The sequence below is a fragment of the Deinococcus cellulosilyticus NBRC 106333 = KACC 11606 genome, from assembly GCF_007990775.1.
Lineage (GTDB): Bacteria > Deinococcota > Deinococci > Deinococcales > Deinococcaceae > Deinococcus_C > Deinococcus_C cellulosilyticus.
This window is the reverse complement of the sequence record NZ_BJXB01000031.1, coordinates 1-12,715: the sequence shown is the minus strand read 5'-3', so window position 1 is coordinate 12,715 and position 12,715 is coordinate 1. Positions and strand designations below refer to the sequence as shown.

General features: G+C 57.8%; 9 protein-coding genes. 5 read left to right on the top strand and 4 right to left on the bottom strand.

Going from position 1 to position 12,715, the window contains the following annotated elements:
- Window positions 1–1,362, bottom strand: coding sequence for a TrkH family potassium uptake protein (locus DC3_RS24055; RefSeq protein ID WP_146889489.1), 1,362 nt, complete (start codon window positions 1,360–1,362; stop codon window positions 1–3).
- A 258-nt stretch (window positions 1,363–1,620) separates the two neighbouring features.
- Here DC3_RS24055 and DC3_RS24050 point away from each other — a divergent pair, with 258 nt between their 5' ends.
- Window positions 1,621–2,061 carry a hypothetical protein gene (locus tag DC3_RS24050; protein ID WP_146889486.1) on the top strand — a complete coding sequence of 147 codons (441 nt, stop codon included), beginning with the start codon at window positions 1,621–1,623 and terminating at the stop codon, window positions 2,059–2,061.
- A 70-nt stretch (window positions 2,062–2,131) separates the two neighbouring features.
- Here DC3_RS24050 and DC3_RS24045 read toward each other — a convergent pair whose 3' ends face one another.
- Together DC3_RS24045 and DC3_RS24040 are read right to left on the bottom strand one after the other, a co-directional pair.
- Window positions 2,132–4,021, bottom strand: a complete 1,890-nt coding sequence (locus tag DC3_RS24045; RefSeq protein WP_146889483.1) for a hypothetical protein — start codon at window positions 4,019–4,021, stop codon at window positions 2,132–2,134.
- A 243-nt stretch (window positions 4,022–4,264) separates the two neighbouring features.
- Window positions 4,265–4,570, bottom strand: coding sequence for a hypothetical protein (locus DC3_RS24040; protein ID WP_146889480.1), 306 nt, complete (start codon window positions 4,568–4,570; stop codon window positions 4,265–4,267).
- 122 nt (window positions 4,571–4,692) lie between these two features.
- On the opposite strand from DC3_RS24040, the gene DC3_RS24035 reads away from it, so the two are divergent.
- The 3 genes from DC3_RS24035 to DC3_RS24025 all read left to right on the top strand — a co-directional run bounded on the left by DC3_RS24035 (window position 4,693) and on the right by DC3_RS24025 (window position 10,071).
- The gene (locus tag DC3_RS24035; protein ID WP_222594827.1) at window positions 4,693–7,317 is read left to right on the top strand and encodes an MGH1-like glycoside hydrolase domain-containing protein; all 2,625 of its coding nucleotides are present in this window, start codon (window positions 4,693–4,695) and stop codon (window positions 7,315–7,317) included.
- A 56-nt stretch (window positions 7,318–7,373) separates the two neighbouring features.
- The gene (locus tag DC3_RS24030) at window positions 7,374–9,590 is read left to right on the top strand and encodes a PAS domain-containing sensor histidine kinase (RefSeq protein WP_146889474.1); all 2,217 of its coding nucleotides are present in this window, start codon (window positions 7,374–7,376) and stop codon (window positions 9,588–9,590) included.
- A 205-nt stretch (window positions 9,591–9,795) separates the two neighbouring features.
- A complete protein-coding gene (locus DC3_RS24025; protein ID WP_146889471.1) occupies window positions 9,796–10,071 on the top strand; it encodes a hypothetical protein in 276 nt (91 codons plus the stop codon).
- A 23-nt stretch (window positions 10,072–10,094) separates the two neighbouring features.
- Here DC3_RS24025 and DC3_RS24020 read toward each other — a convergent pair whose 3' ends face one another.
- On the bottom strand, window positions 10,095–11,429 hold the full coding sequence (locus DC3_RS24020) for an erythromycin esterase family protein (protein ID WP_146889468.1): 1,335 nt from the start codon (window positions 11,427–11,429) through the stop codon (window positions 10,095–10,097).
- Window positions 11,430–11,695: 266 nt separating this feature from the next.
- On the opposite strand from DC3_RS24020, the gene DC3_RS24015 reads away from it, so the two are divergent.
- Complete coding sequence (locus DC3_RS24015; RefSeq protein ID WP_146889465.1) at window positions 11,696–12,616, top strand: LysR family transcriptional regulator; 921 nt, start codon at window positions 11,696–11,698, stop codon at window positions 12,614–12,616.
- Window positions 12,617–12,715 lie beyond the last annotated feature (99 nt).

Here is a 12,715-nt window from a genome sequence, read left to right as displayed (position 1 = left end):
CTAGCCGATCTGGATGTTGCGGTCTGCAGGATAATGGATGACGCCTTTGGTGGAACGGGTGCTGAGGGCAATGGCGAAGGTGAGGGGCCCGATCCTCCCCACGTACATCAGAAAAGCCAGAATGATTTTTCCGGCATCCGAGAACTGTCCTGTGGCATTCATGCTCAGGCCCACCGTGCAAAAGGCACTGAAGGTCTCGAAGATGATTTGCAGCAGGGTCAGTTTTCCCTGGGCCATGTTCTCCTGCTCGGTGATGGTCAGCAAAAACAGGGCGAAAACGATGATGCTCAGGGACATCACCGCAACCACGCCCGCCCGCATCACGATGTCCTGTTCGATGCGCCGTTTGAAGGCGACCATTTCCCCCCTGCCCCTCAGCATGCTCCAGACGCTGGTGATCAACACAAAAAAGGTGGTGGTCTTGATGCCCCCCCCGGTGGACCCCGGATTGGCCCCCACGAACATCAGCATGATGGTGATGAGCAGGGTCCCATGGTGCATCAGGCCGTAATCCACGGTGTTGAACCCGATTGATCTGGGTGCAACGGAGTGAAAGAACCCTGCCATGATGCGGTCTGACCAGTGCAGTTTCCCCAGGGTTGCTGGATTGTTCCACTCCAGTGCTGTGATGGTGAAAAACCCCAGCAAGAGCAGGAAAACCGACGTCCAGATGGAAATCCAGGCGTTCAGGTCCAGGCGGTGCTGTCTGGGCTTCTGAAGGTGCAGCAGCAGGGAGGCCATCACCAGAAACCCCATGCTGCCCAGAATGACCAGGGCAGAAATCACCAGATTCACGTACTTGTCATCCACAAATCGCATCAGGCTGTCGGGGTACAGGGCAAAACCCGCGTTATTGAAGGCACTCACTGCATGAAAAGCTGCGTAATACAGCCCTCCCACAGGACCTTCGAGGGGCAGAAAGTGGATGTACAAAAGCAATGTGCCTGCCAGTTCAATCACCATCACGAAGCGGAAGATCTGCACCAGAATGTGTTTGACCTCACCTGCATTGACGCCCCCAAGCTGGGTGGCGAGGTTCAGGCGTTCCTGCACGCCCATGCGCCGCCCGGCAAAAACAGCAAAGGCTGTCCCGAAGGTCAGGATGCCCAGTCCTCCGATCTGGATCAGCACCATGATCACCAGTTCCCCCCACACACTGAAGGTGCTGGCCGTGTCCAGAACGGCGAGTCCAGTGATGCACAATGCACTGGTGGCTGTAAAGAGGGCCTGTAAAAAGGTGACTTCCTTGCCAGGCGCTGCACTGAAAGGCATCGACAGCAGCACCGTGCCAATGACCAGTCCGAACAGGAACGTCAGGGCAATCATCTGAAAAGGGTTCAGGGGTCTGGGATTCTTGCGCATGGGGGTGTCAGAGGAAACTGAAAATCTGTCCCATCTTACTCTGATTGACCCGCTTTGTGACTGTGGGTGTTGCTGAAATGTCTTTTGTCCGCTGTCAAGTGCATTTGCTGTTTCACCGCTGACCGTTCGGATGCATCATGAAGACAGGAGATGTGTTTTGCAGCTGATCCTGTTCCAGAAACGTTCTCTGCCCTGTCCCCGGAGGTGGCGTGATGGCTTTGTTGATTTTCAGACCCTTTGCATGGAAGGAGGCCTGACATGGGAGTGGCCCTTCAGAAACCTGCCTCTCGATCCCACATGAACCGCAATGCCTTCTGGGCACTGTTTTCCATTGCCCTGGTGATCCTGATTGCCATGGCGGGCCTGCCGGTGATCAACACCTATCTGGCCACCCCCCGTGACCTGAATGGCACCTGGACCTGCCATGCCAGTTGCCCCAAATCCACCTCTTTCATGCTGCGTGGAGGGGGCGTGTACCGTGAAATTGACGGCAAAGTGCAGCAGATCGGTTACTGGAAGTGGAATTCCAGTACAGGACTGGTCCTCAAAACCAGACCTTCCACCCAGAAAGCCTTCAAGTGGGTGTTCTTCAACAGTGCCCTGGAACCCAGGGTGCATTTCCGCTGGTGGACCGGAGAGCCGCAGTTCTGTGTGGACCAGAAGCAGGTGTGGTGTTTCTCCCGCACTTCAGGGTCCTGATGAACCCAGCAAAAGGGCCACCTGAAGTGTTACAGGCAGCCCCTGGTCTGAGAGATCTGAAGAGCGGGTTTTACTCGAAACGCTTGACCAGAATCTGGCTCTGGTTGGCGGTGCTGGCACTGTACTGGTTCCACACCACACTCACGCTGTTGTTGGGGCCAGCAGCCATGCGCATGTAATCGTACGCTGCAGAGCTCTCTGGGTGCACCGGAGAAAGCAGGGTATCCCAGGTGTTGCCATTCCAGCGTTTCACATGGTACTGCAGGCCATTGCCCATTTCTTCGTACCAGGAGACCACGGGGCGGTTGCTGCTGTCCACCACCACAGTGGGTTGGTAGGCCTGTCTGGTTTCCACACTGTCCAGGGGACCACCGAGTTGAACCCAGGTGTTGCCATCCCAGCGTTTCACATGGACATTGGCGTTGTAATCATTGCCGTATTCACTCCAGCCCACCACAGGCACGTTGTTTTTGCCCACTGCAACAGAGGTGTTGAGCACATGGTGGCTCTGGTTGACATCAAGCGGACCACCGAGTTGTGTCCAGGACGTACCATTCCAGGCTTTCACCCACACATCGCCTGACTGGTTGTCCACCGCTTCTGCCCACGCCACCACGGGTTGCCCGGAGGTGTTGAAAGCCACACTGGGGAATTCCAGGTAATGGTACTGACCAAAATTCAATGCGCCTCCGAGATCCACCCAGCCTGTCCCCGTCTGGTATTTGAGGACGTGCAGTTCATCCGATGGGGTGCTGTAATCGGCCTTCATGCCCGTGTAGACCACCACGGGCGCACCATCTGGTGCCACAGCGAGTTGCATGGACCCTGTGTCGAGGTGCATGTGCATGTCGTCCAGTTCAACGGCAGTGCCCAGATCATCCCAGCTGTTGCCATTCCAGCGCTTCACAGCCAGAGCCAGGCCTCTCCCTCCGTACGTCTGGGCCATCACCACGGGGTTTCCAGAGGGCGTCAGGGCCACACTGGGTTCTCTCGCCCCTTCGGTTGCGCTGTTGAAAGGGACAGGATAGGCATCCCAGGTGCTGCCATTCCAGCGCTTCACCTGCGTGACCGTGCCAATGTCGTTGAACCACTCCATGTAGGAGACCACCGGGGTGTTGTTCTGGTCCACTGCGATGAATGGACGGCTGGCATCGGGTGAGACGTTCAGCGCGCCCCCAAGGGTGACAAACTGTGTGGGCTCGGGAAGCACATTTTCGCTGTAGGTGGCCACAAAGGAGAAACTGTAGGGATCATTTCTGGGGTCCGCATCCATCGGGAAAGCCACCGAGAACGTCACCACCTGCGAGGTGCCACTGGGGAAATCGCCTTCCAGGAACCACCCGAAGTCCTGCACGTTCATTGTGAGACCCGAAGGTGCTGCTGGAGTGAAGCCGTTCAGGTCCAGGCCACTGCGGTAAACGGTTCCACTGTCATCGGCAACGGCACTGTCTGAACGGTAATCGTATTTCTGGGCTGTGCCAGGAACCAGAACAGGCGCTTTTTCACTGGCGTCTGAGCCATCGTAGTGTTTCAGGCTCCTGAAAGCGGTGCCCTGTGCGGTGGGAGACACACTGTTGTTGCTGGCGTCACCATCGGTGTCGTTCAGGGCGACACCCACCAGGCCCAGGTCATGCAGGGTGCGGCCAGTGTTGTTGGTGATCTGGTAGGTGGCGGTCACGAAGCGTGTTCCTGTGCGTTTGACGGTGAACGTGCTGGTGGACAGGGAGGTGAACTGCAACTCTCCGGTGACTGTTTGCAGGCCCTGTTTCTGGAGGCCTGAGGATTGCAGGGTTTTTGCGCTGCTGGTGGGCTGGGCGGTTCCCACACCATTGAATGCCACTTCCACCAGATGGGTGGTGTTTCGAGGAGGTTCGGGAAGCACAGGGAGGTTGGAGGTGGCTTTCTGGGCGCAAGAAGCAAGCAACCCGGAAAGGATCAGGGCAAAGAGGGGGTGTTTCATGGTGAACCTGCCTTGAAAAACGAGAAGGTGAAGCAGCTGCCTTCAGCTGCCATTCAGCGGGATGGTTCCAGCATAAAGCGGTTTTTCTTACCGGGTTGTCACCAGATGGCTCAAAAAGACAGACCTTTGTGTTACACAACCATGACATTTTGCCTGTCCACCAGAAGAGCGTTTGCTGAAGACCCGCCTTCCTCCCAGGGGCACAAAAAAACCTGCCCAGAGGCAGGTATGGTTTCTTTCACCTCACAGGGATCTGGAGGCAATCACCTGCTGACCCTGCTGCTGGAGGTGCTGGTGCAGGCGCTCAAAATCACTGAGGGCCTCTTCGAGGGTGAGCACATTTTTTTCCATCAACAGGGTTTCCCCCTGGGGGGCCTGCAGGCGCACACCGTAGTGCACCTGACGGGCAGGATCGGAAGGAATTCCAGTTTCATAAAAGAACAGAATGCGTGACCCCTCAGATTCATACACCGGAAGTTCATAAGAGCCTTCCTTCAGGGTGGTCCAGTGGGTTTCGAGGCGGATGCTTTCCATTTGCGTCTGGTTCATGGGGGCATTATTGCACTGTGGGAAGGGGTTTTTGCTGTGATTTGCTGCAATCTGCCCGGCTTTTTGTGTTGCCAGCAGGAGCCTTCAGGTGATCTTGAGCTTCATTGTGTATGGTGAATCCCATGCGACTGCTGCCGGAACAGAAACGCCTGCAAGAAGCCGAAGCCCGTGAACAGAACTGGAAACGCTGGGGACCCTACCTGTCGGAGCGCCAGTGGGGCACCGTGCGGGAAGACTACTCGGAAGATGGCAACGTCTGGAGCAGTTTCACCCACGATCAGGCCCGCAGTCGGGCTTACCGCTGGGGTGAGGATGGCCTCATGGGCATCACCGACCGGGAGTGCCGTCTGTGTTTTGCACTGGCCCTGTGGAACGGTCAGGACCCCATTCTCAAGGAACGCCTGTTCGGCCTGACCGGGCCCGAAGGCAACCACGGTGAGGACGTCAAAGAGCTTTATTATCACCTGGACTCCTCCCCGACGCACAGTTACCTGAAATCGCTCTACAAGTATCCGCAGCAGGCTTTTCCTTATCAGGCACTGGTGGAGGAAAACCACAGGCGCACCCGCGAAGATGCGGAATTTGAGATTCTGGACACCGGGGTGTTTGATGGGGGATATTTTGATGTTTTTGCCGAGTATGCCAAGGAAAGCCCAGATGACCTGCTGATCCGCATCACCGTGGCGAACCGGGGAGAAGAAGAGGCCACGCTTCACCTGCTGCCCACCTTGTGGTTCCGCAACACCTGGTCCTGGGGCCGCACCGGAGAGGGGTACTGGTCGAAACCTTCCATTGTGCTGGATCAGGGGCGTCTCAAAACCCACCATGAAGCCCTGGAAGATTTCGTTTTTGAAGCCCAGACCCCACCTCTGGAGTGGCTCTTCACCGAGAATGAATCTGACCAGCAGCGCCTGTTCAGCGTCCCGAATGCTTCCCCTTACGTCAAAGATGCTTTTCACAGCTTTGTGGTTCAGGAAAAAAAGGACGCAGTGAACCCCGCACAGACCGGGACCAAAGCGGCCGCCCACTACATCCTGCACGTCCCCGCTGGAGAAAAATCCGTGTTGCACTTCCGTTTGCATCAGGCAACGCAACCCATTCTGCAGCCATTTGGAGAGGACTTTGACCGGACCTTCGAAACCCGAATCCAGGAAACGGATTTCTTTTACGGTCAGGTGCTTTACGGGGTGCCCCCGGAGCAGGCCCGAATTGCCCGACAGGCCTACGCAGGACTTTTGCACAGCAAGCAGTTCTACTGGTTTGTGGTGAAAGACTGGCTGGAGGGGGACCCTGCCCGGCCTGCCCCTCCTTTGAAACACCAGTTGGGACGCAACGCCGAGTGGGAGCACCTGTACAACCGGGATGTGATCTCCATGCCAGACAAGTGGGAGTACCCCTGGTATGCCCTGTGGGATCTGGCCTTTCACATGCTGCCGATGTCACAGATCGACCCGGATTTCGCCAAAATGCAGATGATCCTCTTTTTGAGGGAGTGGTACATGCACCTGAGTGGGCAGATGCCTGCCTACGAATTCAACTTCAGTGACGTGAATCCTCCGGTGCATGCCTGGGCAGCCTGGAAGGTGTATGAGGCCACAGGCGCAGAGGACACCCTCTTTTTAAAACGGGTGTTCCAGAAGCTCACCCTGAATTTCACCTGGTGGGTGAACCGCAAGGACCGGGACGGCAACAACCTCTTCGCCGGAGGGTTTCTGGGCCTCGACAACATCGGGGTGTTTGACCGCTCACGCCCCCTGCAGGGCTGGAAACTCGAGCAGGCCGATGGGACCGCCTGGATGGCCTTTTACGCCACCACCATGCTGAAGATTGCCCTGGAGCTCGCCCAGAGCGATCCTGCGTTCGAGGACATGGCCTCCAAGTACTTCGAGCATTTTCTGGCCATCGCAGATGCCATCAACACCCTCGGTGGAAGCGGCCTGTGGAATGAGGATGACGGCTTTTATTACGACATCCTGCATGTGGACGATGTGGCCTTTCCACTGAAAATCCGCTCACTGGTGGGCCTCTTGCCTCTGATTGCGGTGGTGCAATTGGAGCAGCAGGTGCTGGATCACCTCCCGGGTTTTACCAAACGCATGAACTGGCTGTTGCAGAACCGTCCAGAGCTCGCAGGCCTCATCAGCAGCATGACCGTAAACACCCAGGAAGGAACCACCCGCCGCCTGCTGGCCCTGCCCAGCAAAGAGCGCCTCGTTCAGGTGCTCTCCTACCTGCTGGACGAAGACGAGTTTCTCTCCCCTTACGGCATCCGTTCGGTGTCGAAGGTGCATGAGGTGCATCCCTACACCCTCAAACTCGATGGGGTGGATTACACCGTGAAATACACCCCGGGTGAATCGGACATCGGCATGTTCGGGGGCAACTCCAACTGGAGGGGACCGATCTGGCTTCCCATCAACGAACTGATCATCGAAGCCCTGGAGCGCTACGCCGAGTTCTTTGGGGATGACCTGAAGGTGGAATGCCCGGTCCGATCAGGAAGACACCTGACACTGCGGGAAGTGGCCAATGACCTCAAACAGCGCCTGATACGCCTCTTTCTGCCCGATGCACAGGGAGATCGGCCCATTCACGGTGGAGAGGAGCGTTACCGCAGTGATCCGCACTTCCGGGACCTGCTGCTCTTTTACGAGTACTTCCATGGGGAAACAGGCAGAGGACTCGGAGCAAGCCACCAGACGGGCTGGACTGCACTGATTGCCACTTTGATTCAGCCAGAGGAATGACATGATACAGTCAGGTTTGTAAAAAAACCGATCTTTCAACTTTCCTGAAGGAGCCCATGAAGCCAGACCCTGATGTGTTGATGCATTTGCCTCCCACTGCGATCCTCAATGCCCTTCAGGGGCCAGCCTGGATGGCAGACCCTGCATGCAGGGTGTTCCTCACCAATCAGGCTTACCAGAGGCATTTTGGCACAGGGGTTTTCGATGCAGGGCAACTTGAAGAATGGCTGCCTGAAAGCCACCGTAAGCGGGTGCTGAATGACTTCACATGCCAGAGGCAGACAGGGGAGGGCTTCACCCTGACTTTCCCTTTGCTGGAAGAGCAACGGGAAAACTGGTATGAACTCAGCGTCACCCCCATTGTCGATGAAGGCTTGAGAGGCTGGCTGGGCATCCTGCGGCCCCTGGCAGAAACCGAAGGCTACCTGGAAGCTTTGCTGGAGAACGCTCCGGTGGGCCTGGGCCTGATGGACCGGGATTACACCCTCAGGGTGCTGAACAACACGGTGATCGAGGACACCCCTTACACCCGGGAGGATTTCCAGAAGCACTCCCTGGAGGAACTGTACCCCAACACCTTCCCCCTGCTGAAACCCGTTCTGGAACGGGTGTTTCTGCACGGCGAATCCCCACCCCCACTGGAATTCGAGTCCCGTTACCCCAGAGGCAACCAGCCACCAGCGTACTGGCGGGTGCACTACTTCCCGGTGCGCACCAGAGACGGTCAAATGCTGGGCGTGGGGTACATCAGTGACAACATCCGTGAACTGAAAGACACCGAGGCGAGGCTCAGGGAACAGCAGGACTTTCTGCTGCAGATCACCGACGCTGTGCCAGCCACACTCACCGTGCGGGACCTGCGCACCTACGAGGTGATCCTCTCCAACCGGCAGATGGCCGACTTCCTGGGGTACTCCCACCAGGAGCTTGAGGCCCTTCCCCTCGCAGAGCTGACCTTCCCGGAAGATGCCGGGCGCTTCACCTCCACCATTCAGCGCATCGGTCACCTGAAAGAGGGGGAGGTCCTTGAAGACCTGATGCGCATGCGCCACAAGGACGGAGAGGAACGCTGGCTGTACGGACGGGTGGTGATCTTTCGCAGGGACGAAGAAGGAAGGCCACTGGTCTCCATCAATGCTGGGGTGGATGTCACTGCCCGCGTGCAGGCTGAGCGCCTGCTCAGGGAAAGCGAACAGCGGCTGAAAACCATCACCAGCAGTGCCCCGGTGATGCTGTGGATGAGTGACCGCCACCGCTCCTCGACGTTCTTCAACACCGCATGGTTTGAGTTCACCGGAACGCTGGAAAACGAGGCAGCAGGGTGGGACTGGGCCAGCTTCGTTCATCCTGAAGACCATGACCACCTGATGGCGGTCGCCGATCAGGCCTGGAAGAACCTGCAACCGTATGAACTGGAATTTCGCCTGAAGCACCACAGCGGAGCCCACCGCTGGGTGATGGTCCGTGCCGTTCCCGAGTTCAGTGTGGAAGGGGAATTTCAGGGGTACATCGGCAGCACCATTGACATTCATGACCGCAAACTCGCCGAAGAACGCATCCGCCAGAGTGAACTGGAACTTCAGGAAATGATTCGCCGGGAGAAACAGTTTGTGCAGAATGCCGCCCATGAATTCCGCAACCCGCTGGCTGCCATGCAGGGCAACCTGGACATCCTGGTGCGTCACCCCAACCTGCCCCGTTCAGAGCGTCTGGACGTCATCGAAGAGGTGCAGTGGGAGACCCTCAGGCTCAGCCGCATGGTCAACGACATGCTGATGCTTGCGCGCGGAGACATGGGCCTCGAATTCCTGATTGAAGACCTTGACCTCACGAAGGTGCTGCAGGAGGTGTGGGATGACGCGCGGGCCAGCAACCCCCACCATGCGTTCAGGTGGAACCTCCCAGAAAAGGTGAATTTGAGGGGGGATGCTGAACGACTCGCCCAGCTTTTCTCTGAGCTGCTGGAAAATGCTGTGAAATACAGCCCTCCTGGTGCCGCCATCACCCTGGACCTGCAGCAGGATGCGGAGGGCGTCACCCTGATCTTGCAGGACCAGGGTGCAGGGATCAGCGAGGTGGACCTGCCCCATGTCTTCGAGCGCTTCTACCGGGTGGACAAGGCCAGACAGCGCTCCGGGCGCGCCGAAGGCACCGGTCTGGGCCTCCCGATTGCCCGCTGGATTGTGGAGCAGCATGGAGGGAACATCGAGCTTTACAGTGTCCTCGACAGGGGAACCACCGTTCAGGTGTGGTTGCCCCGGGATGTGGAGTGACAGGTTCTGGTTCACCCAATTGCACGAAACCTCACAGTTTTCTTCCAGGGTCTTGCAGGGGTTTCCTCCGGTGTGAAAGACCTTTTTTTACAAATCTGGTCCTTTTTTCTCCCCAGCGCACATCCCTTGTAACAATCCGCCAGATGGCAGATGCAGAGCAGCCTGTTCATGGTTTTGTGACAGAACTTTTGCTAAGTTGACAGGGATGCAGCTTCAGGACGCCCGGGATTTCATCATGGTGCTCACCCTCACCAACGAGGTGGAGACCCTCTCGATGCGTCAGATTGTGCAGGTGACCAACACCCCCAGCCTGGACCCCCTCTCCGTGGTGCTCCTGAAAACAGCCAGTGGACATGAACGGCAGGTCGTGATCCGTGAGACCGCCGAAGTGTTCCTGCAAAGGTGCACAGACCTCAAAAGGGCCCTCACAGAGCGGGACATGCTGGCCATCAACCACCACCTGGCCCCAGCCCTGTTTTGAGGACTGCTCTGCTGACCTGAAAGTCACTGCCCGGAAGGGTAGGTGTCCGGGAGTTCTCCGGCCTCCCATCCACTGGTCCGGTCCAGAGGCACCAGGGCGGAGGTGCGGTCAAAGTACAGCAGGGCGTCGTACTGGTCTGAAGGTCGGGTCAGGTAATAATGGCTCCAGCGTTCAGTCTGGGGCCGGTAGATCACCCCGATGAACCGTTGCAGCCTGCTCTCCTGCAGGGCGCTCAGGGTATTCCGGTCTGCCCGCAGGTCCAGCCAGAAATCCTGCACCCCCACCTCATGCAACAGGTCCTCCACACTGTTTTGCAGCGCGGGCCTCACGGTTTTGCGCTTTGCAGGCTGTCCCCAGTCGTCGGCAGCCGTCACCTCACCGTGGTGGGTGCTCAGACCGATGATGAAGGTGTCCTCCGGGTGCCTTTCACGCACGTACTGCCCCACGTTCTGCTGGTTCTGCCGCCAGTTCACCTCGGTGGCCCGCGCATCTCCCAGATGGGAGTTGTGGGCCCAGACCACAATTCTGGGTTCCAGCCCCTGGTCCTTCTGGTGCAGAAAAAGGGCATCGATGGTGTCCGCCATGTGGGCATCTCGCAGGTTCCAGGTGTCTTCCCGGCCATGAAACACTGCCCGGTAATACCGCTCTGCGTTGAGGGCCAGGCGGGCATTCTGCTCGGCAAAAAAGTGCTCATCTTCGGCGAGCACCCCACCCTGTGAGAGTTCAGTTTCCCGCTGACGCAGTTCCATCAGTTGCGCCACCACCTCGCTTTCACAGGGCTCCTCTGTGCCATACACGGTGGCCATGCCGTACTCCTGGGGGTCCTCGCCGTAAGGCTCAAAACAACTGTAACGTTGTCTGGCCCGCTGTGCCGCCTGGGGGTCCACAGTGTCCAGATATTCAACAACGGCTTCCATGGAACGGTGCAGGCTGTACAGGTCTATGCCATGAAAACCTGCCTGCCTGTCCGCATGACGGGTGTTGTGGTCCCGCAACCAGCTCACAAAACCATGCACGTCCTCGTTGCGCCACATCCATTTCGGGAAACGCTGGAAGTCCCCGAGGGCCTCTGAAGCATCTCTGTCCTCTCCCAGACCGCGCACAAAGCGGTTCACCCGGTAGGCATCAGGCCAGTCTGCTTCGACCGCCACAGCCGTGAAGCCTTTCTGCTCAATCAACAATCGGGTGATGCGTGCCCGCTCCCGGTAGAATTCATGGGTGCCGTGCGAGGCCTCCCCGATGAGCACAAAACGCGCGTCTCCAATGGTCTGCAGGAGTGTGTCGTAATCCTCTGATCCACCTGTGAGCGGATGGGCTGCAGTTTTGATGGCCAGTGCCAGGGTGTTCAGGTCTGCCATGGTGTGCCTCCTTTCCTGAATCAGAAAGGCAACTGGAGTGACCCATGAAACCTGACCTGCAGGCCCATGTGAAGTTCGCTCCCGCTCTGAAAAGGAAAACATTCTCCCAGACGCAAGATGTCTGGATGTTTTTTCATCCTAACACCTGTGGAGTTGGGCCACGCGGAGATTTCTTACCGACAGGAAAAAAGGGGCCTGCTGTTTTGTCCGCTGGAGACTCTGGCAGAATCAGAGAGAGCCTGGGTTGTACCGCCTAAAATCAGGGCATGTCAAACCCTGATTTCAACTTGCTCCTCACCCTGGATGCCGTCCTCGCGGAAGGCAGTGTGGCGCGTGCTGCTCGACGCCTGCACCTCAGTCCATCGGCCATGAGTCGTGCCCTGGCCCGGCTGCGGGAGACCACAGGAGACCCCCTGCTGGTGCGGGCAGGCAGAGGACTGGTTCCCACCCCCCGTGCTGTGGCCCTCCGTGAACAGGTCAGGAGGCTCGTGCAGGAAGTGCAGGAGGTGCTGCGCCCTGCCACCCCACCTGATTTCAGCACCCTCCAGCGCACCTTCAACCTGCGGGTCCGGGAGGGTTTCGTGGAAAACTTCGGTCTGGACCTTCTGCACCGGATTCAACAGGAGGCTCCGGCGGTGAGGCTGTGCTTTGTACAGAAAACCGACCGGGACAGCACTGCCCTGCGAGAAGGTGTGCTGGATCTGGACATCGGAGTGGCAGGAAAAAACACCAGTCCAGAAGTACAGACCCGGCAACTGTTCAGGGACCGCTTCATTGGGGTGGTGCGGCAGGACCATGACCTCAGTGCAGGTGAAATCACCCCCACGCGTTTTGCCCTCGGACAGCACATCAGCATCGCAAGAAGGGGAATGGAAAAAGGCCCCATCGATGACACCCTCAGTTCCCTGGGCTTGAAAAGGGACATCATCACGGTGGTCGGAGATTTCGCCACAGCCCTGGCCCTGGTCAGGGCATCCAACCTGATCACCTGTGTGCCAGAGCAGTACACAGGCAAATTGAGGGCAGGTCTTCACAGTTTTCCCCTTCCTTTCCCAGCACCAGAAATCACCATCTCGATGCTGTGGCACCCCCGTCTGGATGCCGACCCAGTGCACCGCTGGTTGCGAAACATGGTTCAGGAGGTGTGCTCAAGGCCCTTTGAAGACAGAAACAGCCAGCACACCTGATGCTGCCCAGAACAGAAGAAAGTGTGCTCCCTTGTGCGGCCTGTTTCTTGCCACTCAAAGCCTGCATCTGGCACACCCTCCCCAGAGATGAGCTTTATT